Below are 24136 nucleotides of genomic sequence, written 5' to 3' on the forward strand. Positions count from 1 at the left end.
TTTTCTTGGTCAGTTCGGGATCTGTCAACCCCTCTCCTAGGATTGCAATGACAACTCGCCGGGATTTCCTCGGGTCGGTGGCGGCTTCGACGTCGGCGTTTGGGATGGGCGCCGGCTGGTCGCCGGAGCTGCCGTTGACGCCGCTTTCGATCCAGCAGAGCCCGGTTCCGCCGGCCATCGCGGCGCTCACCTCGATGGCCGGCCGGATGGTGCCGATTACCACCGCGGAACGGGTGGCGCGGCTCGAGAAGGCGCGGCGGCTGATGGGCGCCACCGCGATGGACGCGATCGTGCTCACCGGCGGGACGTCGCTCAAGTACTTCACGAACATCGATTGGGGCTTGAGTGAACGGCTGCTGGCGGTGGTCGTTCCGGTGCGGGGCACCGCCTTCTTGGTCTGTCCGATGTTCGAGCGCGACCGGGCGCTGGAGCAGGTCAAGACCGGACCGTTAGGCGCCGGCACCGACGTGATGACCTGGGACGAACACGAGAGTCCCTCTGCCCTCGTGGCCGACGGGCTCCGGTCCCGAGGGCTCGCCACCGGTGTGATCGGATTCGAGGAGACGGTCCGGTTCGTCTTCAGCCACAGCATCGCGGGCGCGTTGCCGGGGGCCCGCGCAGCCAGCGCCACCCCGATCACCGCCGGATGCCGGATGACCAAGTCGCCGGCCGAACTGGCCCTGATGCGATTGGCCTCCGCGGTGACCCTCAAGGCCTACGAGGCCGCCTATCGATCGCTCAAAGACGGGATGACCCAGAATGAGTTCGGCGGTTTGGTCCGGATGGCCCACGATCGGCTCGGGTTTTCCGGTGGGGCCGGGGTGCAGGTCGGGCCGTACTCGGCGTTGCCCCACGGGTCGGTGACCCCCCAAGTGATTCGGGAGGGGACGATTCTGCTGATCGACGGCGGGTGTAGTGTCGGGGGGTACGCGTCCGATCTGAGTCGGACGTTCGTGCTGGGGCGCCCGTCCGACAAAATGAAACGAGTCTTCGACGTCGAGTTTGCCGCTCAGACGGCGGCGCTCGCGGCCGCGCGGCCGGGGGTGGCGTGCGGCGCGGTCGACCTGGCGGCGCGCCAAGTCATCGAGGCCGCCGGGTTCGGCCCCGGGTACAAGTACTTCACCCACCGGGTCGGCCACGGGATGGGAATGGACGGGCACGAATGGCCGTACTTGGTCAAGGACAATCCGCTCACGCTCGAACCCGGCATGACCTTCAGCGATGAGCCCGGCATCTATATCCCCGGCGAATTCGGGATCCGGTTGGAAGACGACATGGTCATCACCGAGGCCGGCGCCGAATTGATGACGCCGCAGAGCCGTTCGCTGGAGACGCCTTTCGGATGACGGGCCCCGATCGGTCGGCTGACGTCGTCATCGTCGGCGCCGGGCTGGGTGGACTGGCCGCGGCGTGTTACTTGACCCGGGCGGGCAAGCGCGTGGTGCTGCTCGAAGCCGGCGACGGCGTGGGTGGCCGGGTCCGGACCGATTCGGTCGAGGGCTTCCGACTCGATCGAGGCTTCCAGGTCCTGTTGACGGCGTACCCGGAAGCGCGGGCCTTGTTCGATTATGCGGCCCTCGACCTCCGGGCCTACGAGCCCGGGGCTCGGATCCGCGCGGGCGGGGAATGGATGACGGTGGCCGATCCGTGGCGGCGCCCGGGCTTGGCGGTGGCGACGGCCCTCTCGCGGGTTGGCACGCTCGCCGACAAGTTCCGCATCGCGCGGCTCAAGTCCCAGGTCACCCGCGGATCCCCGCTCGATCGGTATCGTCGGGCCGAAACTACGACGGCCGAGTACTTGGCGAGCGCCGGGTTCTCGGACCAGGTGATTGCCCGGTTTTTCCGGCCGTTCTTTGCGGGAATCTTCCTCGACCCCGACTTGACGGCCTCGAGCCGGATGTTCGAGTTCGTGTACCGAATGTTCAGTCTCGGCGACGCCGCGATCCCGGCCAGCGGGATGCAGGCCCTTCCGGATCAACTGGCCGCCCGGCTTCCCGCCGGAAGCGTCGTTTTCGGGGCCCGGGTGGCCCGGGTCGGTGACGGCGTGGTTGAACTGGAGGGCGGGGTGTCGTACCGGGGGCGGGCCGTCATCGTCGCGGCCGGCGCCGGCCTGCCGAATTTGCTGCCGGGGCGGGCGCCCACGGTGTGGCGGGCGGTCAGTTGTCTGTACTTCGCGGCCGAGAGCCCTCCGGAGGGGGCGGGCCGGTTCCTGGTGCTCAATGGCGACGGCCAAGGTCCGGTCAACAACCTCTCGGTGCCGACGGCCTTGAGCCCGGCGCTCGGGCCCGCGGGCCAGTCGCTCGTGTCGGTTACAGTGTTAGGCGCGGCGCGTGACGGCGCGACTCTCGAACCACTGGTGCGGGCCCAACTCACCCAATGGTTTGGGAGCATTGTCCGAGAGTGGCGGCTCCTTCGATGCGACCGGATTCATTATGGGCTCCCGGGGCAATCGCCGCCCTGGTACACCAAGCCGGACTGGCCGGTTCGGGTCCGGCGGGGCCTCTATGCGGCCGGCGACCTGCTCGACACCGCCAGCATCGACGGGGCGCTCCGGTCCGGGCGGGCGGCCGCGGAGGCGTGTCTCGACGACGCCTGATCGTTAGGCCGTGGCCAGTGACGACGCCCAGGAGGCCACCGTGTGATAGGCCTCTTGGACCGTGGCCGTCGGGGTCCCGATCTGGCCGGCCAGATCGTCGAGGCGGCCCCAGTCACCCCGCTTCTTGGGCCACCACGAGGTCGAGGACCGGCCCGAACGGCGGCTCCCGCCGGAGGAGCCCCGCGGTCAGCTCGGGCGACGCTCCCATCGACTCGACGACTTGGTCGAGCGGCTGGTCCAACACCGCGTCCATGACCGACAGCAGGCCGGTAACCAGGAGTTCGGTTGGCTTGCCTTCCGCCAGGCCCACAGTGGCGACGGCCGCGACCCATTTCTGGAGTTGGCGGACCCCCAACAGCCGGAGGGCGTGGTTGATGGACTCCACTTTGTACCGCCATCCGAAGCCGGCCGAGTTGAGATAGCGGAGGAGCCTGATCGAGAAGGCGACTTCTTGGCGGATGATGGTTTCGACCCGGTCGAAGTTGATCTCGCCCTGGCCCACTTCTTTGAGCAGCCGGAGGTAGTTGGCTTTGCTCGGGCCGATCGCCTTACTCGCCATCATCTCCGGCTTGGCATAGGAATAGCCCTGGAACAGCTCGAAGCCGAGTCGCTCGGCTTGGACCCGCTCGCCCAGGGTTTCGACCTTCTCGGCCAGGAGCAGGGAGGGCTTTCCCTTGAGGCGGTCGAGTGTCTCGGGCGACCGGCTGGCCTCGTTCCGGAAATCCACTTTGACGATATCGGCTAGTCCGAGGAGCGGCTCGAATTCGGGCCGGTAGACGAAGTCGTCGAGGGCCAGGCGATACCCGGATTCCTTGAGCCGGCGGCACGCCGCGATCACGTCGGCGTCCGGCTCCACCGATTCGAGCAACTCGATGACGGAGTGATCGGGGGGTAAGAGCGTGTAGAGCTCGCTCAACAGGACTCGCCGCGACAAGTTGACGAAGGCAGGCTTGCCGTCGGTGATCGATTCGAACCCGAAACTCATGACGGCCCGTTCGAGTCCCTTGCTCGCGGCCACGTCACTATCCATCGGGATGAACCGATTCTCGAACCCGGAGCGAAACAGGAGTTCGTAGCCGGCGACCGCGCTGCACCGGTCAAAGATCGGCTGTCGGGCGATGAAAACGTCTTCGAGTGCCATACGGGTCGACTATCGGCACGGGAGCCATTTGGATGAGGCCATCCGGCCCCCGGCCGGTTATCTTGGGCGGCTTGTCCACCCGTCCTGATGCCGTGCCCGGAGTCACCTGATGTCGGCCGAAACCGAAGCCCCCCAAAGACTTGCGATCGAAGTGGCGAGGCGGAGGACGTTCGCGATCATCAGCCACCCCGATGCCGGCAAGACGACCCTGACCGAGAAGCTGCTGCTCTACGGCGGGGCCATTCATTTAGCGGGCACCGTCAAGGCCCGCCGGCAATCCCGGCATGCGACATCGGACTGGATGGCGCTCGAACGGGAACGCGGCATTTCGGTTACCTCGAGTGTCATGCAGTTCGACTTCGAGGGGATCCGGCTCAACCTGCTCGATACCCCTGGCCACCAAGATTTCTCCGAGGACACCTACCGGACGTTGATGGCAGCCGACAGCGCGGTGATGCTGCTCGACAATCGGAAAGGCGTCGAAGAGCGGACCCGCCAGTTGTTCGACGTCTGCCGGCGGCGGCGAGTGCCGATCGTGACCTTCGTCAACAAGTGCGACCGGCCCGGCACCGATCCGCTCACGCTCTTGAGCGAGGTAGAGCGGGATTTGGGACTCGATTGCCGGCCGATGACTTGGCCGATCTTCGGACTGACCGGGCTGGTGGGGGTGTACGACCGGCGATCCACGCGGGTCATGCTGTTCGACCGGGGTTCCGACCACGGGGCTACTCGCTCGGTTGCCTCGGACCTGGCGCTCGACGACCCCGCCTTCGTGGCACTCGTCGGAACGGCGGCCCGAGACCAGTTGCTGGACGAGATTTCATTGCTCGATCAGGCCGGGCATCCGTTCGATCTGGCGGCCGTCCATGCCGGGGAACAAACCCCGGTCTACTTCGGGAGTGCGCTGACCAACTTCGGCGTTGAGCCATTCCTCCACGATTTCCTCAAGCTGGCCCCGCCGCCGGCGGCCCGGCCCTCCTCGATCGGGCTGGTGCAGCCGGATCGGGCCGATTTTTCCGGGGTCGTGTTCAAGATCCAGGCGAATATGGACCCCAAGCACCGCGACCGGATCGCGTTCCTGCGGATCTGCTCCGGCCGATTCGAGGCGGGCCTCGAAGTGACCAACACCCGAACCGGCCGGACGATGCGCCTCGCGCCGCCGCAGCAGTTTCTGGCCCGGGAGCGGACCCAGGCCGAGGAGGCGTGGTCGGGTGACGTGGTGGGCGTGCTCGACCGGGGAACGCTCCGGATCGGCGATACCCTGGCCGAGGATCCGACGATTCGGTTCGACGGGATTCCGCGGTTTCCACCCGAGCACTTTGCCCGCGTCTACCCGGCCGATCCGCTCCGCCGGAAGCAACTCGACAACGGACTCCGCGATTTGTCGGAGGAGGGCGCGGCCCAGGTCTTCTTCGTCGACGGGATGTCGGGTTCGGCTCCCATCCTCGGCGCGATCGGCCGGCTCCAGTTTGACGTCATGGTGCACCGCCTGGAGCACGAGTACAACGCGCCGTGCCGGCTCGAGCCGATTGGCTTCGGGTCGCCCCGGTGGGTGGCCGGACCCGAGGCGGCGGTGGAGCGGGCCGGCAACGCCCGGGGCCGGATGCTGGTGTACGACGCCAAGGGGGCCCCGGTGTTGATCTTCGAAAACAGCTCAGCGTTGTGGGGAGCCCAACACCACGAGAAGGACCTGACCTTCTACGAGATCGCCCCGTGAGGAAGATCGCAGGCCGAGTGGTCTTCGGCCTGGTCTGGGCGGTGCTGCTCTGGCGACTCTATCCCCATCTCCAGACGATGGCCGGGATTCGGAACGCGTCAGGCCGGCCTCAGTTCGAGTTTGCCTCGCTCAGCGGAGCGGTGGTGACCAGCGACAGCCTGCGTGGCAAGGTTGTCTTGGTCAACTTTTGGGCAACGTGGTGCTTGCCGTGCCGGGCTGAGATGCCGTTGCTGCAGGCGATGGCGGAACGCCACCGGGCACGCGGATTGGTGGTGCTGGGATTGTCGCGCGACCGAGGGTCGGTCCAGGAGGTCCAGCGGTTCCTGGCGGAGCGGGGCATCGACTATCCGGTGGCAGTGGTCGGACCGGAGGCCGAGCGGCTGTTCGGCGGGGTGACGGGGTACCCGACGTCGTTCCTCATCGACCGGGCGGGCCAGGTCTGGCACCAGGCGTTAGGCCCGCTGGCGATGCTGTCCTTCGAACCCGCCGTCCGGCGGTTGCTGGCAGAGCCCTGAGCCGAGTATCGTTGGCGGCACCGTTCACCGAGAGACTCCATGTCAGTTTTGTTTCGTGCGGCCGCCGTCCTCGCCGCGGCCACCGGCCTGCTGGCGTGTGCCGGCGGTCCGAAACCGTTCCCGGCGCCAATCCCGCTGCTCGAGGGCAAGGCCCGGACGGCGTTCGCGTTGCAGGTGGTGGAGGTTGCCGCGGGTGCCGGGGCCCTCGCGTTGCCGGCCAAGTGTTTCTACGTGCACTACACCGGCTGGCTCGTCGATGGGAAGAAGTTCGATTCGTCCCACGATAGCACCGGGGCGGGGATGCCGCGGGAGCCCCTCGGGTTTCCCCAGGGGGCTCGGTGGGTCATTCCGGGATGGGATGCCGGCTTCGAGGGCATGCGGGTCGGGGGGAAGCGGCGGCTGGTCGTGCCGTACCAGCTGGCCTATGGCGAGAAGGGCCGGCCGCCGGTGATTCCGCCGAAGGCCACCCTGGTGTTTGACGTGGAGCTGATGGCGGTCGGCGACCCCGGCCCGCCGATGCCCGGATCGTCACCGCCGGTGCCGCAGTGTGCGCCGTGGGCCGCGGTGGCGCCGGCTCGTTAGGTTCCCCGAGGGGCTGTCCCGGGGGGGGCTTGAGGTGTCAACGGCGCGGGTGAGATTCGAACTCACGGAACCCTTACGGGTTCGCCGGTTTTCAAGACCGGTGCATTCAACCACTCTGCCACCACGCCTGGACAGCGGTCCTACGGATTTTTGCCCTGGCCCGGATCCCGGAGGCTCTTGACCACGGCAGCGGACACGGAATCGGCCTGGGCCGCGCCGGCGTTATCGCCCTGCTGCAGCAGGGTCCGGCCAATCCCGTCATAGATGACCGCATAGAGCTCGAGAATCGACCGCGACGGCTGGTCCACCCAGCCGGTGGCCCGTGGCCGGGCGGCGCTCTGCCACCGATACGCGTTCCAGAGGAGCGACTTGGTCCGCTCCAGGTCCATCCAGCCCATGCCCGCGCTCATCACGACCGGCCCGTTCGGGGTCACGGCCTCGGAGTAGAGTTTTCGAACGAAGCCTTGGGTCACGAGATACGGAGTTAGCCCCAGTGTTTGGTCGGGGAAGCCGCCCGCGCTCCAGCTGAAGTAGATCGGGCGCTTGCCGAGATTGTCTCGGATCAGGAAGATCGTGGCGAGATCCTTCCGCTCGAGCACCTGCTGATTTCTGAAACTGACCTCAACGTTGCCGAACTTGAGGGAGGCCTCCGGCGCCCGGGCCTGCTCCGGCAGGCTGTCGACTTGGGCTTCGGTGAGGGTGAGGACCGACCCGGCCGGCTTGGTCCACGGACCGGCTTTCCAGAGCTCGATCGAATTGGCCGGGTCGAAATCGCCGGCTTGGCGCCGGACCAACTGTTTCAAGTGCCACTCGGTGTTCATGAGCGACATGTTGGCCACCGTGACGTCGGTCCGAATCCCTTCCACCTCCTGGGCGTACCAAAGAGGGAAGGTGTCGTTGTCGCCGGCCGTCACGATGATGCCGTAGGGTTCGACCGATTCGAGTAGGTCTCTGGCAAAGTCGCGGGCCGCAAATTCGCCGGCTCGGCTGGCCGAGGCGTAATTGCCTAGGAGCGGAATCAAACCAAGAAGGCCGACGGGGAGCGCGGCCATCCAGGCCGCGGACTCCGAGGTCCGGGTCTTGAAGAAATCGGCCACCGCGCTCATGGCCGTTCCAATTCCGGCGGCCACCAGCGTGCCGAAGAAGGCGAACGAGCAGAGGAAGAAGTAGTCTCGTTCGCGGACTTCCCGCATCTCGGAGGTGATGTCCAGCCGCTCCGGATACATCGAGTAGCCGTACTTGAAGTTGAGATAGAGGATCAACGCGAGCGTCAGGGTTGTGAACATGGCCCCGGCCGCGAGACCGGCTCGGCGGTCTTTCTTGATGAGCTGGAACAAGCCGGCCAGTCCGAGCACGGTGAACAACGCGGTGGCCAACCGAGCCCCGGCGCCCCAGTTCTTAGCGAACTGCCAGGACCAGTACTGCCAATACATCCCGAGTTGCCCCACCACATCGGCCTGGCGCTCGAACACCGACGGCTTGCCGTACTGGACCCGGTTGATGACATCGGACAACGGCTGGCTGCACTTGGCGAGGCCGGCGGTGAGGGCGCAGATGGCGCTGAGGCCGATCGGTTCGCCTTCGTTGATCGGGGGGTATTGGGCAGCTCGAATCGGGAGGAACACGTAATTCGGCGTGAGCCCGACCAGCACGACCACGACCACGCCGAGCAAGACTTGAGGCCTGGTCAGGACTCGCCAATCGGTCCACAGCACGTAAATCGCCACCGCCGGGGCCGCGAGGGCGCCCATCATGTGGTTGGTCGAGGTCAACGCCAGTAAGAAGGCGATCAGGATCAGCCAGCGATCCCGGTGCGGTCCCGGTTCGTCATCCCCCCAGTGAACGGCGAGCCAGGTCACCAGCGCCATAAAGAACAGCGAGACCGTGTAGACCTTCTCGTTGACGGTGGATTGGTTCCAGACGGTCCACATCGTCGCGCCCACCAGGACCCCCGCAAAGGAGGCCACTAGACGGGGCAGTTTGACTGGCACGATGGCCCGGAGCCACCGGTCCGATACCAAGAACCAAAACCCGGCGGCGCCGGCGCTCGTGACCGCCGCAAAGAGGTTGATCCGCTCAGCGTAGGTCGGCGCCAAGGGCAGCAGCCCGAATACGTGGGCCAGCAGGACGAACAGCGGGTTGCCGGGAGGGTGCGGAATGCCGAGCACTTTGGCGGCGGCGATGTACTCGGAGGTATCCCAGAACGCCGTGGTCGGCGCCAGAGTGGCGATGTAGATCCCGAGGACCACCAGGCCGGCGGCCATGGCCCAGAGATACGGAGGCGGTTCGCGTGTCGTCATTTTAGTGCCGGAACATTCGGGTGCCGGTCAGGACCATGGCGATCCCGAGGCGGTTGGCTGTGGCGATCACTTCGGCGTCGCGCACCGATCCGCCCGGTTGAATGATAGCCGTGATGCCGGCCGCGGCCGCCTCCTCGACTCCGTCGGGGAACGGGAAGAAACCGTCGGAGGCGAGCACCGCGCCCTGGGTCGGGTGCCGCTGTTGTTTGGCCTTATGAATGGCCATGAACACGGCGTCGACGCGGCTCATTTGGCCGGCGCCGATGCCGATGGCCTGTTCGTTCCGGGCAATCAGGATGGCGTTCGACTTGACCGTCGTGACGGCGGCCCAGGCAAACCGAAGTTCGTTGAGTTCGTCGTCGGTGGGTCGCCGGCCGGTCGGCACCGTCCAGTTGGCCTCGCCCGGATCGAACCGGAACCGATCCTGCACCAGGAAGCCGCCGCGGACCCGTTTCCAGTCAAACCCGGTGGCCTCGCCGATCGGAAGTTCCACGACTCGGAGGTTCTTTTTCTCGGCAAAGACCGCGAGCGCTTCGGCGTGGACCGAGGGGGCGACAATGGCTTCGAAGAACAAGTCGCGAAGGGACTCGGCGAGGGCGCGGTCGATCACGGTGTTGCAGGCGATGACGCCGCCAAAAGCCGACAGCGGGTCGGTGGCGCGCGCCTTGTCCAACGCCTCGAGGGCGGTCCGGCCAACGGCCAGCCCGCACGGCGTCGTGTGCTTGACGATGCAACAGGCCGGGCGGCTCTTCCAGACGGCGACGGCCGAGGTGGCGGCATCGATGTCGAGCAGGTTGTTGAAGGAGAGTTCCTTACCCTGACGCTGCTTGAGATCCCGAATCCCTCGCGGTTCCTCCGACGCGTAGAGCGCCGCCCGCTGCTCGGGGTTCTCGCCGTACCGGAGCGGCAACAACAGTTCGGCCGAGAGGTTCAGGCGGGGCGGCAGGCCCTGGTCCTTGACCGTCAGGTAGCCGGCGATGGCATTGTCGTAGTCGGCGGTGTGCGAGAAGACCTTGGCGGCAAACGCCTGTCCCACGTCAGGACTGAACCCGCCGGCCGCGAGCAGTTCGAGCACCTTGGGATAGTCGGTCGGGTCGACCACCGGCAGCACGAACTGGTGGTTCTTCGCGGCCGCCCGCAGCATCGACGGCCCGCCGACATCGATATTCTCGACCGCGTCCTCGAAGGTCACGTCGGACCGGGCGATCGTGGCCTGGAACGGATAGAGATTGACGGCCACCAAGTCGAATCGGAGGATGTCGTGCGCCTTCAGGGTGTCGCGATGTTGCTCGATGTCCGGTCGGGCGAGGAGACCGGCGTGGATTCGGGGATGCAGGGTTTTCACCCGTCCATCGAGGATTTCCGGGAAGCCGGTTACGGCCTCCACGGTGGTGACCGGGAGCCCGGCCTTGGCCAGGATTCCCGCCGTGCCGCCGGTCGACACCAATTCGAAGCCGAGTTCCACCAGGCCGCGGCAGAACTCGACGATTCCCCGTTTGTCGCTCACCGAGATCAGGGCACGCTTCGTCATACCAGCCTAACTGAGAGTGAAAGGAACTGCCCGACCTGTCGTCGCCGCGGCGAGGACCGCGGCGGGAAGGAGTCGGTGTTCGGTTTCCAGCACCCGGGCCGCCAGCACCTCCGGGGTATCGCCCGGCAGGACCGGCACCCGGGCTTGCCCGAGAATCGGGCCTTCGTCGTACCGCGCCGTCACTAGGTGTACGGTTGCGCCGCTCTCGGTCTCGCCCGCGGCGAGGACAGCTCGGTGCACCTGCAGGCCATACATTCCCGGGCCCCCATGCTTGGGGAGCAGGGCCGGGTGCACGTTGATGATCCGGCCCTGATAGGCCGCGACTACGGCCTCCGGGACCCGCTTCAAGAACCCGGCGAGGACAATAAAATCAATCGCCGCCGCTTCGAGTGGCCCGAACCACTGACCCGGGTCGGAACTCGGCGCGAGCACCGCCGTCGGGATGCCCCGGCCTCGGGCGATGTCGAGGGCTCCGGCCTCGGCCCGGTTGCTCAAGACCAACGCGATCGAGACGGGACCATCCGCCGGGAGTGCCGCTAACAAGGCCGCGAGGTTGCTGCCTCGGCCCGAGACACAAACGGCCACCATCATCGACATAGCCGGTCAATATAAACTGAGCGGTTTGGCGCCAGGGTCGGCCAACAGGGCGGCGGCCGCCGCCAGGTCATCGGCTACCTCGAAACCCTCGGCCCGGGCCTCCGTTTCGTGATCCAGGCCGACGCCGGTTCGGACCAGAATCCCCCGTCCCCCGAGGGAGGAGGCTGGGGTCAGGTCCGTGATCCGGTCGCCAATCCAGGCCGAGCGGGTCAGGTCGAGGCCGAATCGGGCTGCCGCGTCGAGGTAGTGCTTGAGGCCGGGCTTCCGGCAGTCGCAGGGTCCGGTCACGGCCGGGTAGTGCGGGCAGGCAAAGGTGGCGTCCGGTGCGGCGTTGCCGAGCAGTGCGACCATTCGGTCGGCAACGGCGTAGTAGTCTTCCCAGGTAAAGAACCCGCGGCCGATTCCCGATTGGTTGGTGACCACCACGATGGCCATGCCGCGACGCCGGAGGTCCTGAATGGCCGCGGCCGCGCCGTCCAGCACTCGCACATCAGCCGGGTCCTTGAGATATCCCGGGTCGGCGATGATGGTGCCGTCCCGGTCGAGAAACGCCGCCGGCCGGTTCAATCCGGGCCGGCCAGTCGGCCGAGGGCCGTACCGATCGACGCCACGTCACCGTCGGCCAGGGTTCGTGGGTCGAAGACGATTCGGTGGTTGGTGACTCGGGCCACGATGCTCGGATCGCCGAGCCGGAGCTCGAGGAGGACGGCTGCGGCGCCGCGGGCCCCCGGATCAATGGTCACCAGCATGGTCGGAAGCTCAGCCTCGGGGAAGGAGCCGCCGCCGACCGCCGATTGGCCGGGTTCGAGTCGCGGCGCGAACCCCGCTGGGACGGTTTCGGCCAACCGGGTGGCTCGGTCGGCCAGCGCTGCCGGGCTGGTCGTCAGCATTCGGAGGACGGGAATATCCCGGAGGGCCCGGAGGGGGTCGCGATACAGCTGCAGGGTGGCCTCGAGGGCAGCGAGGGTCAGTTTGTCGGCCCGCATGGCCCGGGCAAACGGATTCTTCCGGAGGGCCGCAATCCATCGCCTTCGGCCCACAATGCAGCCCGCCTGCGGGCCGCCGAGTAACTTGTCCCCGCTGAACACGACAAGATCCGCCGTCTTGGCCGCCGCGGAGATCAGCGGTTCACCGGTCAGGCCGGAGGCCGAGAGATCGAGGAGGAGACCACTGCCGGCGTCGTGAATCACCGGGACGTTTCGAGCGGCCCCGAGCGCGGCTAACTCGGCCGGGGCGGGGGAGGTCACAAAGCCCGCCATCGAAAAATTGGACCGGTGAACGATCAGGAGCGCACCGGTTTGGCCGCCAATGGCCTGCTCGTAATCGGCCAGGTGGGTGCGGTTGGTCGTCCCGACCTCGCGGAGAATGGCGCCGCTCTTTTCGAGAATGTCGGGAATCCGGAACGAGCCGCCGATCTCGACCAGTTCACCCCGGGAAATCACCACTTCGCGGCCGGCCGCGAGCGCGTTCAAGGCGAGGACCAGCGCCCCGGCGGCGTTGTTGACAACGATCGCGTCCTCGGCGCCGGCGGATTCCGCCAGCAGGGAGGTGGCGTGGTCGAGCCGGTTGCCCCGGCTCCCGGTGGCGACGTCCAGTTCGAGGTTGCTGTAACCGCCGCCGATCCGAACGACCGCGTCGATCGCGGCCGCCGCGAGCGGCGCCCGTCCCAGGTTGGTGTGCAGGACGACGCCGGTGGCGTTGATGACCGGGTAAAGCGAGGGGGCGGTGCGGGCCGCCACCCGTTCAACCAAATGAGCGCCCCAGTCGTCCGGCGGCCCACCAGCCGACAGCCGGACGTCCGCCACCGCTTCCCGGGCCGCCGCGACGACCACATTCCGGGGCACCCGAGCCAGGAGTTCGACGACGGCGGGAAGCTGAAGCAGGCGGTCGATCGAGGGCAGGCTCCGTCGGCCGTCGGTCATCGGCGGCGGATCGCGGGCGGGGTCTTCGGATCGGGCGGCTTGGCCCGGGTCGAGTCCGTCGCGGTCGAGTCGGTGACGGCCGGCTCCTCCACCGGCACTTGGAAGCCCTGGATCGCCCGCCCGGCAACCCGACTGACCGACTCGACGTCGCGCATCTCCACGATGTACTTCGATCCCGAGGTCAGGGCTTGGCGGACCCGCACCATCAGGCGGTCGAACAACGGAGGCTTCGTCGTCAACGGCCCCTCATCCACGGGTCGGGGTGGCAGTTGATTTCGACCGGGCCGGCGGGCGGCCCCGACGGCCCGGCGAACCGAGTCGGCCCGGGCCACGGAGTCGGCCTTGGCAATCGAGTCCGCCCGGGCCCGGATGGCGGTCGAGTCCGGCGGCTTCGAGGAGTCCGGTTTCGCGGGGCGCCGATAGAGCGAGTCGTACAGCTTCTCGGTGACGACGGCCTCGACCTCGATCTCGGTCGAGTCCGGCAGCAGCCGAACCCGGGCTTGCGACGGCGTGAACGGCTGCGATGGATTCAGTTGCTGGCTGAACGTCACCATGATCGACATCGAGTCGTTATTGGCGATGGCCTGAATCCGGGCGGGCACGGTGTCGTGCTTGAACATCCAGATTTCGCCCACGGTGTCGCGGCCGGCGGCGAGGCGGATGGTATCGAAGACTTCGCGGGCGTCGAGCCGGTTGTTGCGATTCTGGTCGACGGCCCCGGCGACCACGAACTCGCCGTTGGGAAGGGGGCCGAACGAGAACCGGCCGGTCGAGTCGGCGGTGGTTCGGTACGACAAGCTGTCGGGCAACAGCAGCGCGTCCACCAGGGCCCGCGGTGAGGGCCGGGAGGTGCCCCAGTCGACCACCCGTCCCGAAATGAAGCGAGTCGGAATCGGGGCCCCGGTCGTGAATGTGATGACCCGGCCGGTCTTGCTCCGATTGGTCCGGAGGTCCATGATCCCGGTCAGGAGTTCGATCCGGTACACTTGGTTGGGCTTCCATCCTTCCTTCGGATGGACGGTGATCCGGCTCCGTTTCCAGCTCACGACCGGCACGTCTTTGGTCGGCGACAGGACGATCAATCGTTCGAGGTCGCCGGTGCCGAGGCCGAAATTGGGGCTCGATCCCTCGCTGACGGTTTCATTGAACAGGAACTCGGCGTCGCCCTTGAACGCCGGCGCGACGATCGTGGACTCCGGGATCGTCCCGACGATGATGGGAGCGGCCACGTCGGGCGGACCGCCCGGCGGCTCTGCGATCCGGGAGCACGCCAACGACGCCAGCAGGGCGAAGGCGACGAGCCACCTCATGCCGGGCATCCGAGCAGGGCCCGTTTGCCTTCGAGGACGGTGGCCTGATCGCGCCAACTGGCGAGTTTCTCCCGCTCTTTTCCCACGACTTCGGCGGGGGCGCGGCTCACGAACTGTTCGTTGCCGAGTTTCTTTTCCTGATTGCCGATCGCGGCGTGGAGGCGGGCGATCTCTTGGCCGAGCCGAGCGCATTCCTTGGCCACGTCGATGAGGTCACCGAGCGGGACGGTCAGGCTGGTGCCGTCGGTCAAGACCGCGCTGGCGCCGGTGGGCGCGCCGGCCGGATCGGCCTCGGTCACGAGGAGGCCGCTCAGTTTGGCCAGACGCTCGATCGTTGGCTGTTGCTGGCGGAGCGCGGCGATCACGTTTGGGCCGCAGCGGGACAGGGTGGCCCGGATCGACTGACCCGGTTGGACGTTGTATTCGGCGCGGATCGAGCGGATCGCTCCAATGATGTCTTGGAGCGCGCCGAACTCGTCGACGGCGGCGTGATCGGTGGCGCGGTGATCGGGCCTGGGCCATGGGGCCACCATGATGGTGGCGTCGTCCGGACGGCCGGGGAGTCGCTTCCAGAGCGTTTCGGTAATGAACGGCATGACCGGGTGGAGGAGCCGGAGCGCCACGTCGAACGTCTGCACCACCACCGCGCGGGCCACGTCGCCGCCCGGCACGTCGCCGTAGAGCCGCGGCTTGATGGCTTCGAGGTACCAGTCGGCCAGATCGTTCCAGAGGAAACGATACACCGCGTTGGCGGCGTCGTTGAGCCGGAGCTTTTCGAACGCCTCGGTCGCCTCTCGCACGGTGGCATCGCACCGGGCAATGATCCACCGATCGCCGAGTGCCAACTCGTCTCGGCCAACCACGTTCGCGAAATTGCCCGCGAGCGGACGGACCGGTCCGTCCAGATTGGACAGGATGAACCGGCCCATATTCCAGAGCTTGTTGGCGAAATTCCGTCCGCTCGCAAACGAGGTGTCGAGGTCGGCGGGGTCGAGAATCACGTCGGTGCCGACCGCGAGTCCGCCGATGACGGTAAAGCGAAGGGCGTCGGCGCCGTACCGGTCCACGACGTCGAGTGGATCGATCCCGTTGCCGAGCGACTTCGACATCTTGCGGTGCTGGGTGTCGCGGACCGTGCCATGGAGGTAAATGGTGGTGAACGGGACGGCGGCCCGAAACTCGAGACCCGCCATGATCATCCGGGTCACCCAGAAAAAGAGGATTTCGGGGGCGGTGACCAAGGCGTGGCCGGGATAGTAGCGGGCCAGGTCGCCGGTGGCGTCGGGCCAGCCTAACGTACTGAACGGCACCAGCTGCGAGGAGAACCAGGTGTCGAGGACGTCCTCGTCTTGGCGGGCGGCGCCCCCGCAGGCCGGGCAGCGGTCGAGGTCGGTCCGGCTGGCCGTCATGGCCCCGCACGCCGAGTCGTCGCAATACCAGACCGGGATCCGGTGTCCCCACCAGATTTGCCGGGAAATACACCAGTCTCGGATGCCCTCGAGCCACTGAGCATATTCGACTCCACGGCGCTCGGGCACGAACGTCAGGGTGCCGTTCCGGTAGGCGTCGAGGGCCGGCGCGGCGAGCGGGGCCATCCTCACGAACCACTGGTCGGAGTACCGCGGCTCGACGACCGTATCGCACCGGTAGCAGTGGCCGACGGCGTGACGATGGGCGTCCACGCCCACCAAGAGGCCCCCGGCTTCGAGTTCCGCCACCACCCGTTTCCGGGCCTCGAACCGGTCGAGACCGCGGAATCGCTCCGGCGCGGCGTCGCTGATCCGGGCATCGGGCGTCATGACGTCGATGGCCTCGAGGCGGTGGCGCTTGGCGATCTCGAAGTCGAGCGGATCGTGGGCCGGGGTCAGTTTGACCGCGCCGGTGCCAAAGGCTGGATCAACCGCCGAGTCGGCCACGATCGGAATCAACCGGCCCACGAGGGGCAGCCGAACCGCCCGGCCGATCAGGTCCCGGTAGCGGTCGTCGTCGGGGTGGACGGCCACGCCGGTATCGCCCAACATGGTTTCCGGGCGGGTGGTGGCCACCACCACTTCGCCGGACCCGTCGTCGAGCGGGTACCGGAGGCGCCAGATCTTCCCGTCGGCCTCCTCCTTCTCGGCCTCCTCGTTCGAGAGCGCGGTCAGGCATCGGGGGCACCAGTTGATGATGTACTTGCCCCGATAGATGTGGCCCTTGTCGAATAGAGAAACAAACACCTCGCGGACGGCGCGCGAGAGGTCGTCGCTGAAGGTGTAGTAGGTCCGGTCCCAGTCGCAGCTGGCGCCGAGGCTTCGGATCTGCTCGAGGATCGTGGTCCCGGTTTCGGCGACGTACCCGCGGACCCGTTCCTCGAACGCAGGTCGCCCGACGTCGAACCGGGTCAGCCCTTCCTTGGCGAGGAGCTTCTCGACCACGTTCTGGGTTGCGATCCCGGCGTGATCGGTGCCCGGCACCCAGACGGCGTCCCGTCCGCGCATCCGCTCGAAGCGGATCATCACGTCCTGGATGCTCAGGTTGAGTCCATGCCCCATGTGGAGCTGGGCCGTCACGTTCGGCGGCGGCATCATGATGACGTACGGCTCGCCGCGGCCCCGGGGGCCGAAACGGCGATGGTCCCGCCACCACTGGTAGAGCGGGGCCTCGACGGACTTGGGGTCGTATTGGGGCGGCAACGGCTCGGTCATGCGGCCTCGGGCTCCTCGCGGAGCGGGGCGTCAAGGGTGGTATCGTCCTCGCCCCCCACCAGAAGGCGATCGACGAGGGCAATGTCGAAGGGCAAGGCGGCGCGGACCGCACGGATCGCCCGGGTTCGGGTCGGTCGCGAGGCCACCCAGCCGTGGAGTTCGACGGCGTTCCGGCCAACGGCGACCAGATCCAGCAATTCGGATTCGGGGCCCAACGCCCGATGGAGCAGAGCCTGGAGATGAGCGATCAGTTCGGCGCGGCTCTGGCGGGTGCCCGCGGGCCGGCGGAGCCGCCGAATGACCCGACGCAGAGCTCGGCCGCCACCTTGGCCACCGAAGAGTTCGCCAAGAACGAAACCGGCCCCCAGCCCCAGACCCAGGCCGAGCCAGGCGGCCGGGCCGGCGCCGGTCGATTCCGGGGTCCGTATGCGTCGATACTGCATACGGTTAAGTTAATGGTGTCTGCCACCTTCACGAAGCGTTTTCGATGACCAAACGACCGATCGGACGAATCCTCGCGCTGGCGGTTCTGATTGCCCTGGGATTCGGGCTGTATTTCTGGCTTGCCCCTGAAACGCCGGTCATTGTCCAACCGGCTGAGACGGAAACTACCTCTTAGGACCCCCGACTATGTTTGCTCCATGAGTGACCTCCGATTGACGCTACCGGACGGATCGGTCCGGGCGTTGCCCACCGGCTCGACCGGCCTCGATTTGGCGCGGGCCATCGGACCCGGCCTCGCCAAGGCCGCGCTGGCCATTCGGCTGGACGGGCAGATCGTCGATTTGAACCGTCCGATCGAGCAAGATGCCACGGTCTCGATCCTTACCGACAAAGACCCGGACGCCCTCGCCATGCTGCGGCATTCGGCGGCCCATGTCCTGGCGACGGCGGTCCGAAAACTTTTCCCGACCGCTGGCATCGGGTTCGGTCCCTCGATCGACGATGGGTTCTATTACGACTTCGAAGTGCCCCGGCCGTTCACGCCCGAGGATCTTGTCACGATCGAGGCCGCCATGCGCGAGGTGGCGTCGGAGGACTACCCCTTTACCCGAGAGGTCGTCGACCGGAACGAAGCCAACACCCGATTTGCCGATGACGCCCTCAAGCTCGAGCGGATTTCGGAACTCGGTGACGACGAGACCATTACCATCTACACCGACGGCCCGTTCATCGATCTCTGTCGCGGACCGCACGTACCCTCGACGGGCCGGCTCAAGCATTTCAAGCTGCTGACCACCGCCGGCGCCTATTGGCGGGGCGACGAACGGCGCCAGATGCTCCAGCGGATCTACGGCACCGCCTGGTTCAAGAAGGACGACCTCGACCTCCATCTCCACCGCCTCGAGGAGTCGAAGAAGCGCGATCATCGGCGGGTGGGGCGGGAACTTGATCTGTTCATGTTCCACCAGTTTGCGCCTGGAGCGGCGTTCTGGACCGAGCGCGGCACCACGATGATCAATGTGTTGAACGACTATTTGCGGGAGTTGCAGCGCGACGACTATCAGGAGATCCGGACCCCGCTGCTCTACAACAAGGGGCTCTGGGAAATCTCGGGGCATTGGGGCAAGTATCGCGAGAACATGTTTCTGGTGCTCGACAACGAGACCGGCGAGCATGATTTTTCGCTGAAGCCGATGAACTGTCCCTCGCACTATCTGATGTACGCGGCCAAGAAACATTCGTACCGGAACCTCCCGCTCCGTTTCAATACCTACGACGTGCTCCATCGGAACGAGGTCTCGGGAGCGCTGTCCGGCTTGACCCGGGTCCGGCAGTTCCAGCAGGACGACTGTCACATCTTCCTGATGGAAAGCCAAATTGCCGACGAGGTCCGCCGCCTGACCCAGTTCATCCTCGGGTACTACGAGACGTTCGGGTTGACCGCCACGCTCAAGTTTGCCACTCGGCCCGAAACCCGGGTCGGGAGTGATGAGATGTGGGACCGCGCGGAGGCCGCGCTCAAGGCGGCCCTCGACGCCACCGGCCTCCCCTACGAACTCAAGGCGGGCGACGGTGCGTTCTACGGGCCGAAGATCGACTTCGACGTGTCCGACTCGATTGGCCGGAAGTGGCAGTTGGGGACGATTCAGTTGGACTACGCCGCGCCAGAGCGGTTCGATCTGACCTACACCGGCGATGACAACACGGCCCACCGGCCGGTAGTGATCCATCGGGCGGTCAGCGGATCGTTCGAACGGTTCATGGCGATCTTGATCGAGCACTTTGCCGGGGCGTTTCCGCTCTGGCTCGCGCCCGAACAGGTCCGGGTCGTTCCGATTTCCGATATCCAACGGGACGCGGCAGCCGCGATCACGAAGGAACTTCGGGCGGCCGGGATCCGGGCCGTCCTCGATGACGGCAACGACACCCTCAATTACCGGATCCGGCAGGGCGAGCTTATGAAGGTGCCGTACCTGGCGGTGGTCGGGCAGCGCGAGGCCGAGGGCGGCACCGTGGCGGTTCGAACCCGGGGGGCGGGGAGCAAGCAGGATGTGATGACCGTCGCGGCTTTCAAGACGATGGTAACGGAGGCCATTCGAACCCGGGCCAAGGTGCCGGAATAGCGTCTGCGAGACGTTTCTCAAACCGATTGGATTTCTGATGTCAGACGCTACCACGCCGGTCATTCTCGCTGCCTGCCGCACCCCGATCGGAAAATATCTGGGCGGACTTGCCGGATTTTCCGCGCCCCAACTGGGCGCCTTGGCCATCAAAGAGGCGGTCAAGCGCGCCGGGATTGACGCCGCGGCTATTGACGAGGTCATCATGGGCCACGTCCTGCAGGGAGGTACCGGGCAGGCGCCGGCCCGCCAGGCCATGATCCACGCCGGCCTGAACGGCGTCATTCCGGCGCTCACGGTCAACAAGGTCTGTGGCTCGGGTCTCAAAGCGGTCATGCTCGCGGCCCAGTCGATCAAGGCCGGCGACAATCAGGTTGTGGTGGCCGGCGGGATGGAGTCGATGTCGAACGCGGCCCACTATCTCCACGGGATTCGCGGTGGCGTCAAGATCGGGAACCAGACGATGCTCGACGGGATGATCCACGACGGGCTCTGGGATTCGTTCAGCAACGTCCACATGGGGAACCTGGCGGAGTACACGGCCCAGAAGGCCGGGGCGACTCGCCAGGAGCAGGACGAGTTTTCCGCCGGCAGCCAGCGGAAAGCGGCGGCCGCGATGGAGGCCGGCCGGTTCACGGCTGAAATCGTCGGGGTCGAGGTCTCCTCGCGGAGCGGCACCGTGACCTTGTCAACGGATGAGGGTCCTCGGAAGGACACCACGGCCGAAGGGCTGGGGAAACTCAAGCCCTCATTCCAAAAGGATGGCACCGTCACCGCCGGCAATGCCTCGACGTTGAATGACGGATCGAGCGCCGTGATTGTCGCCTCGTTGGCCTTCGCCAAGGCCCACGGCCTCGAGCCGTTGGCCACGATCACCGGCTACGCCACCGGCGGCGGGGAACCGAAGGATCTCTTCTTCGCCCCGATTTTCGCGGTCCAGAACCTGATGAAGAAGGCCGGCACCACGATTGGTGATTACGGCTTGATCGAAGCCAATGAGGCGTTTGCCTCGCAGTGCCTGGCCGACGGCCGCGGGCTCGGCTGGGACTGGGACCGGGTCAACGTCAACGGAGGCGCCATTGCCCTCGGCCATCCGATCGGGGCGAGCGGGGCCCGGGTGTTGACCACGTTGATCTACGCCATGCGCGATCGCCGGGTGGCGACCGGGTTCGCCACGCTCTGTCTCGGCGGCGGCAACGCCGTGGCGCTCTCCGTCGAAGCGGCCTGAGGCGGGCCGATGGAACGACCGGCCGGCGCCGGGGCCCGGATCGGGGCGATCGGAATTACCGCCGTGATGTTCAGTCTTGCTCACGGGAACAATTCAGGCCTCACCACGCTCGGCCTTGGTAACATTGCCCTTGCCGGAGTGTTCCTGGGCCTTACGTTCTTCACCCGGGGCGGGCTCTGGACGGCCACCGGTGCGCATCTGGGTTGGAACCTGGCTTTGGCGGGACTCGCGGCGCCGGTCAGCGGGAATTCGTTCGACATTCCATGGATTGATTTCGAGCCCGGCACTCCCGTCCGGCTCACTGGCGGAAACTTTGGACCTGAGGGCGGGTTGCTGGCGACCGGAGCGTTGTTGCTTGGCGTTCTGGTAGTTGGCCGGTGGCGGCGCTCAGAGGAGATGGTATGAAACAGGCAGCGGTGATTGGCGCGGGGACGATGGGGAACGGGATTGCCCATGTCTTCGCCCAGTTTGGGTGGAGCGTGACCCTGATCGACGTGTCGCAGTCGGCGCTCGACAAAGCGCGGACGACGATCCAGGGCAATCTCGATCGTCAGGCCAAGAAGGGAGCCATTCCGGCTGACGCGCCGCCCCAGATTCTGGGCCGGATCCAAACCGCTACGGCCCTTGACGCGGCGGCGTCGGCGAACTTCGTGGTCGAGGCGGCCACCGAAAATCCGCCGGTGAAGTTCTCGTTGTTCGAGACGCTGGACCGGGTCTGCGCCGACGATGTGATTCTCGCCTCGAACACCAGTTCGATTTCGATTACCGAAATCGGGGCCCGGACCCGGCGGCCCGAGAACGTCATCGGAATGCACTTCATGAATCCGGTCCCGGTCATGCAGTTGGTCGAAATCATCCGCGGCCATGCCACCAGCGATGCGACCACCAACGCGGTGCTCGCGATGGCGAAGGAACTCGGCAAGGTGCCGGTCGAGGTGCAGGATTATCCGGGGTTCGTGGCCAACCGGATTCTGATGCCAATGATCAACGAAGCGATTTACACGGTGATGGAAGGTGTCGCCACGCCCGAATCGGTCGATACGGTCATGAAACTCGGGATGGCGCACCCGATGGGTCCGCTGGCCCTGGCCGATTTCATCGGCCTCGATGTCTGCCTTTCGATCCTGGACGTGATGCACAAGGGCTTGGGCGATCCGAAGTACCGGGCCTGTCCGCTGCTTCGCCGAATGGTGGCGGCGGGCCACTTGGGCCGGAAATCGGGGCGGGGGTTTTATAAGTACTAGGCACTCGGCACTCGGCTTACTGGGGTAGATTGAGGGATGATGCGAGAGAAGATTCCGGTGGGGGCCGATCATGCGGGGTTTGAGCTGAAGGAGCGGTTGGTTCAGGAGCTCTCGGCGCTCGGGTATGAGGCGGTGGACGTGGGGACCCACTCGGCGGCGTCGACCGACTATCCGGACTATGCCCACGTGGTGGCGGATCAAGTGGCGCGGGGGCAGGCCAAGCGAGGAGTGCTGCTCTGCGGCACCGGGCTCGGGATGTCGTACGCGGCCAATCGTCATCACGGCGTTCGGGCGGCGGTGGCCTGGACCCCGGAGATCGCCAAGCTGGCGCGCGAACATAACGATGCGAATGTGCTGGTGTTGCCGGCTCGGTTTGTTACGACCGATGAAGGCATTGCCATCCTCAAGACCTGGCTCGCCACGCCCTTCGAGGGCGGCCGGCATCAGCGGCGGGTCGATAAGATCGAACCGGAGACGTCGTGAATGCTTGATCACATCGCACCGCTTCGATCAGCGGATCCCGTCGTCTCGGGTCTCGTGGACCAGGAGTTGTCCCGCCAACGCGAGGGGCTCGAGCTAATTGCCAGCGAAAACTTTGCCTCGCGGGCGGTCATCGATGCTATGGGAACCCCGCTGACCAACAAGTACTCGGAAGGCTACCCGCGGAAGCGATACTACGGGGGCAACGAGGTCATCGACGTGGTCGAGCAGCTGGCCATTGACCGGGCCAAGCAACTGTTTGGCGCCGAGCACGCCAATGTGCAACCGCACGCTGGCGCCCAAGCGAACTTCGCCGCCTTCATGGCCGTGCTCCCCCCCGGGGGGCGGTTGCTCGCGATGTCGCTACCCCATGGCGGCCACCTGTCCCATGGGCACGGGGTCAACCACAGCGGTTCGATTTGGGCGGCCTCCCACTACGGGGTCAATCCGGACACCGGGCTGATCGAGATGGATCAGGTCCGGGCCCTCGCGCTGCGGGAGCTGCCGAAGCTGATCGTCTGCGGCGGGAGCGCCTATTCACGGATCCTCGACTTCAAGGCGTTCCGGGCCATCGCGGATGAGGTCGGGGCGACCCTGTTAGTCGATATGGCCCATTTCGCCGGCCTGGTGGCGGGCGGCGTCCACCCCTCGCCGGTGCCGCACGCGCAAGTCGTAACGACTACCACCCACAAGACCCTCCGGGGTCCGCGCGGCGGGCTGATCCTGTCGATCGGGTCGCTGGCCAAGGCCATCGACAAGTCGGTGTTTCCCGGTACCCAGGGCGGTCCGCTCGAACACGTGATTGCCGCCAAGGCGGTCGCGTTCAGGGAAGCGCTCGATCCCGAATTCAAGGTCTACGCCGCCCAGGTCGTGGCCAATGCCAAGCGCTTGGCCACTGAGTTGATGGGCAGGGGATTCACGATTATCTCCGGCGGTACCGACACCCACGTCATGCTCGTCGACGTCCGCGGCAAGAATGTCTCCGGCAAGCAAGCCGAAGAACTGCTCGGACGGGCCGGCATGACCGTCAACCGCAATACCATTCCAAACGATCCCGCCTCGCCGTTCGTGACCAGCGGCGTCCGGTTAGGCACCCCCGCCATGACGACCCGTGGCATGGGCGAGCCCGAGATGGCGACCATTGCCGGGATGATCGACGAAGTCCTCACCTCACCGGACGACACCACGATCCTCCGCGTCCGCCACCAGGTCCTGGAGCTGACCCACGGCTTCCCCCTCTATCAGCCCCGCCGAGTGCCGAGTGCCGAGCGCCGAGTGCCGAGCCCATGATCGAGATCCGGCTGGCCACCGACTTGTTGGCCAAGCTCAGGGCGAGGGAGAGCCACTACCACGAGAACGGCTACTTGTTCGTACTCGAGAGCATCGAGTATCTCCAGCGGCGGATGACCCTCCGGCGCCATGTCTCGGGTCCCGAACTCGCCCGGGCCTGTCGCGACCATGCCTTGGAGCAGTACGGCTTGGTAGCGAAGCAAGTCCTGTCCCATTGGGGTATCCGGCAGACCGAGGACCTCGGCAAGATCGTCTTCGCCTTGGTCGATGTCGGCCTCCTCACGACCCAGCCGGACGACCGGGTCCAGGACTTCGAGTCGGTCTTCGATTTCGATGAGGCGTTTTCCACCGGCTACGTCTGGATGGGAGTCGCCGGCGGTGGTCACCGGCCCAGGGTGGTCGACTCGATCGGGGACGGATGATCCTCCCGAACAG

General features: G+C 66.4%; 21 protein-coding genes and 1 tRNA gene. 12 read left to right on the forward strand and 10 right to left on the reverse strand.

The annotated features are described in order from the left end of the window. Positions 1-47: 47 nt before the first annotated feature. The gene (locus EXR94_03405) at positions 48-1346 is read left to right on the forward strand and encodes an aminopeptidase P family protein (protein MSR01776.1); all 1299 of its coding nucleotides are present in this window, start codon (positions 48-50) and stop codon (positions 1344-1346) included. After that, positions 1343-2596: an FAD-dependent oxidoreductase gene (locus EXR94_03410; protein ID MSR01777.1), complete on the forward strand. Its 1254-nt coding sequence runs from the start codon at positions 1343-1345 to the stop codon at positions 2594-2596. The genes EXR94_03405 and EXR94_03410 overlap by 4 nt, the downstream gene beginning before the upstream one ends. Before the next feature lie 112 nt (positions 2597-2708). Here EXR94_03410 and EXR94_03415 read toward each other — a convergent pair whose 3' ends face one another. Then, on the reverse strand, positions 2709-3737 hold the full coding sequence (locus EXR94_03415) for an HDOD domain-containing protein (protein MSR01778.1): 1029 nt from the start codon (positions 3735-3737) through the stop codon (positions 2709-2711). A gap of 109 nt (positions 3738-3846) precedes the next feature. On the opposite strand from EXR94_03415, the gene EXR94_03420 reads away from it, so the two are divergent. Genes EXR94_03420 through EXR94_03430 form a run of 3 tightly spaced genes read left to right on the forward strand, consistent with a single transcriptional unit; the run spans position 3847 to position 6551 of the window. After that, positions 3847-5454, forward strand: a complete 1608-nt coding sequence (locus EXR94_03420) for a peptide chain release factor 3 (protein MSR01779.1) — start codon at positions 3847-3849, stop codon at positions 5452-5454. After that, complete coding sequence (locus EXR94_03425; protein ID MSR01780.1) at positions 5451-5969, forward strand: TlpA family protein disulfide reductase; 519 nt, start codon at positions 5451-5453, stop codon at positions 5967-5969. The genes EXR94_03420 and EXR94_03425 overlap by 4 nt, the downstream gene beginning before the upstream one ends. A gap of 39 nt (positions 5970-6008) precedes the next feature. Then, positions 6009-6551 carry a hypothetical protein gene (locus EXR94_03430; protein ID MSR01781.1) on the forward strand — a complete coding sequence of 181 codons (543 nt, stop codon included), beginning with the start codon at positions 6009-6011 and terminating at the stop codon, positions 6549-6551. A 41-nt stretch (positions 6552-6592) separates the two neighbouring features. Here the strand turns inward: EXR94_03430 and EXR94_03435 are convergent. The 9 genes from EXR94_03435 to EXR94_03475 all read right to left on the reverse strand — a co-directional run bounded on the left by EXR94_03435 (position 6593) and on the right by EXR94_03475 (position 17338). Beyond that, positions 6593-6679: transfer RNA gene (locus EXR94_03435), tRNA-Ser, on the reverse strand. Positions 6680-6691: 12 nt separating this feature from the next. Continuing rightward, positions 6692-8851, reverse strand: a complete 2160-nt coding sequence (locus EXR94_03440; protein MSR01782.1) for a DUF2723 domain-containing protein — start codon at positions 8849-8851, stop codon at positions 6692-6694. A 1-nt stretch (position 8852) separates the two neighbouring features. Then, positions 8853-10382: a bifunctional phosphoribosylaminoimidazolecarboxamide formyltransferase/IMP cyclohydrolase gene (purH, locus tag EXR94_03445; protein ID MSR01783.1), complete on the reverse strand. Its 1530-nt coding sequence runs from the start codon at positions 10380-10382 to the stop codon at positions 8853-8855. 6 nt (positions 10383-10388) lie between these two features. Beyond that, positions 10389-10979, reverse strand: coding sequence for a phosphoribosylglycinamide formyltransferase (locus EXR94_03450; protein ID MSR01784.1), 591 nt, complete (start codon positions 10977-10979; stop codon positions 10389-10391). Positions 10980-10985: 6 nt separating this feature from the next. Then, entirely contained in the window at positions 10986-11546 is a 561-nt protein-coding gene (locus tag EXR94_03455; protein ID MSR01785.1) for an HAD-IIIA family hydrolase, read from the reverse strand. After that, positions 11543-12901: an L-seryl-tRNA(Sec) selenium transferase gene (locus EXR94_03460; protein ID MSR01786.1), complete on the reverse strand. Its 1359-nt coding sequence runs from the start codon at positions 12899-12901 to the stop codon at positions 11543-11545. Before EXR94_03460 ends, EXR94_03455 begins: the two co-directional genes overlap by 4 nt. Next, entirely contained in the window at positions 12898-14220 is a 1323-nt protein-coding gene (locus EXR94_03465; GenBank protein ID MSR01787.1) for a hypothetical protein, read from the reverse strand. Before EXR94_03465 ends, EXR94_03460 begins: the two co-directional genes overlap by 4 nt. After that, on the reverse strand, positions 14208-16895 hold the full coding sequence (locus EXR94_03470; GenBank protein ID MSR01788.1) for a valine--tRNA ligase: 2688 nt from the start codon (positions 16893-16895) through the stop codon (positions 14208-14210). The genes EXR94_03465 and EXR94_03470 overlap by 13 nt, the downstream gene beginning before the upstream one ends. Next, positions 16892-17338: a hypothetical protein gene (locus EXR94_03475; protein MSR01789.1), complete on the reverse strand. Its 447-nt coding sequence runs from the start codon at positions 17336-17338 to the stop codon at positions 16892-16894. The genes EXR94_03470 and EXR94_03475 overlap by 4 nt, the downstream gene beginning before the upstream one ends. 198 nt (positions 17339-17536) lie before the next feature. On the opposite strand from EXR94_03475, the gene thrS reads away from it, so the two are divergent. From thrS to EXR94_03510, 7 genes are read left to right on the forward strand one after another with little or no spacing between them, the layout of a single operon-like run. Continuing rightward, positions 17537-19462, forward strand: a complete 1926-nt coding sequence (gene thrS / locus EXR94_03480; protein MSR01790.1) for a threonine--tRNA ligase — start codon at positions 17537-17539, stop codon at positions 19460-19462. A 37-nt stretch (positions 19463-19499) separates the two neighbouring features. Then, positions 19500-20687, forward strand: a complete 1188-nt coding sequence (locus EXR94_03485; GenBank protein ID MSR01791.1) for an acetyl-CoA C-acetyltransferase — start codon at positions 19500-19502, stop codon at positions 20685-20687. A 9-nt stretch (positions 20688-20696) separates the two neighbouring features. Then, a complete protein-coding gene (locus EXR94_03490; protein MSR01792.1) occupies positions 20697-21092 on the forward strand; it encodes a CPBP family intramembrane metalloprotease in 396 nt (131 codons plus the stop codon). After that, positions 21089-21931, forward strand: a complete 843-nt coding sequence (locus EXR94_03495) for a 3-hydroxybutyryl-CoA dehydrogenase (protein MSR01793.1) — start codon at positions 21089-21091, stop codon at positions 21929-21931. Before EXR94_03490 ends, EXR94_03495 begins: the two co-directional genes overlap by 4 nt. A 39-nt stretch (positions 21932-21970) precedes the next feature. Further along, positions 21971-22414, forward strand: a complete 444-nt coding sequence (gene rpiB / locus EXR94_03500; GenBank protein MSR01794.1) for a ribose 5-phosphate isomerase B — start codon at positions 21971-21973, stop codon at positions 22412-22414. Further along, positions 22415-23701, forward strand: a complete 1287-nt coding sequence (locus EXR94_03505; GenBank protein MSR01795.1) for a serine hydroxymethyltransferase — start codon at positions 22415-22417, stop codon at positions 23699-23701. Beyond that, positions 23698-24123 (forward strand): hypothetical protein, encoded by a 426-nt coding sequence (locus EXR94_03510; protein ID MSR01796.1) that lies wholly within the window; start codon positions 23698-23700, stop codon positions 24121-24123. Before EXR94_03505 ends, EXR94_03510 begins: the two co-directional genes overlap by 4 nt. Positions 24124-24136: the final 13 nt, after the last annotated feature.

The sequence above is a fragment of the Gemmatimonadota bacterium genome (genome assembly GCA_009692115.1).
In the GTDB taxonomy this organism is placed as follows: Bacteria; Gemmatimonadota; Gemmatimonadetes; order Gemmatimonadales; family GWC2-71-9; genus SHZU01.

Coding starts and splice junctions, on each gene's coding strand:
- EXR94_03405 (MSR01776.1), top strand. CDS start 48: ATGACAACTCGCCGGGATTTCCTCGGGTCGGTGGCGGCTTCGACGTCG.
- EXR94_03410 (MSR01777.1), top strand. CDS start 1,343: ATGACGGGCCCCGATCGGTCGGCTGACGTCGTCATCGTCGGCGCCGGG.
- EXR94_03415 (MSR01778.1), bottom strand. CDS start 3,737: ATGGCACTCGAAGACGTTTTCATCGCCCGACAGCCGATCTTTGACCGG.
- EXR94_03420 (MSR01779.1), top strand. CDS start 3,847: ATGTCGGCCGAAACCGAAGCCCCCCAAAGACTTGCGATCGAAGTGGCG.
- EXR94_03430 (MSR01781.1), top strand. CDS start 6,009: ATGTCAGTTTTGTTTCGTGCGGCCGCCGTCCTCGCCGCGGCCACCGGC.
- EXR94_03440 (MSR01782.1), bottom strand. CDS start 8,851: ATGACGACACGCGAACCGCCTCCGTATCTCTGGGCCATGGCCGCCGGC.
- purH (MSR01783.1), bottom strand. CDS start 10,382: ATGACGAAGCGTGCCCTGATCTCGGTGAGCGACAAACGGGGAATCGTC.
- EXR94_03450 (MSR01784.1), bottom strand. CDS start 10,979: ATGTCGATGATGGTGGCCGTTTGTGTCTCGGGCCGAGGCAGCAACCTC.
- EXR94_03460 (MSR01786.1), bottom strand. CDS start 12,901: ATGACCGACGGCCGACGGAGCCTGCCCTCGATCGACCGCCTGCTTCAG.
- EXR94_03465 (MSR01787.1), bottom strand. CDS start 14,220: ATGCCCGGCATGAGGTGGCTCGTCGCCTTCGCCCTGCTGGCGTCGTTG.
- EXR94_03470 (MSR01788.1), bottom strand. CDS start 16,895: ATGACCGAGCCGTTGCCGCCCCAATACGACCCCAAGTCCGTCGAGGCC.
- EXR94_03475 (MSR01789.1), bottom strand. CDS start 17,338: ATGCAGTATCGACGCATACGGACCCCGGAATCGACCGGCGCCGGCCCG.
- thrS (MSR01790.1), top strand. CDS start 17,537: ATGAGTGACCTCCGATTGACGCTACCGGACGGATCGGTCCGGGCGTTG.
- EXR94_03485 (MSR01791.1), top strand. CDS start 19,500: ATGTCAGACGCTACCACGCCGGTCATTCTCGCTGCCTGCCGCACCCCG.
- EXR94_03490 (MSR01792.1), top strand. CDS start 20,697: ATGGAACGACCGGCCGGCGCCGGGGCCCGGATCGGGGCGATCGGAATT.
- EXR94_03495 (MSR01793.1), top strand. CDS start 21,089: ATGAAACAGGCAGCGGTGATTGGCGCGGGGACGATGGGGAACGGGATT.
- rpiB (MSR01794.1), top strand. CDS start 21,971: ATGCGAGAGAAGATTCCGGTGGGGGCCGATCATGCGGGGTTTGAGCTG.
- EXR94_03505 (MSR01795.1), top strand. CDS start 22,415: ATGCTTGATCACATCGCACCGCTTCGATCAGCGGATCCCGTCGTCTCG.
- EXR94_03510 (MSR01796.1), top strand. CDS start 23,698: ATGATCGAGATCCGGCTGGCCACCGACTTGTTGGCCAAGCTCAGGGCG.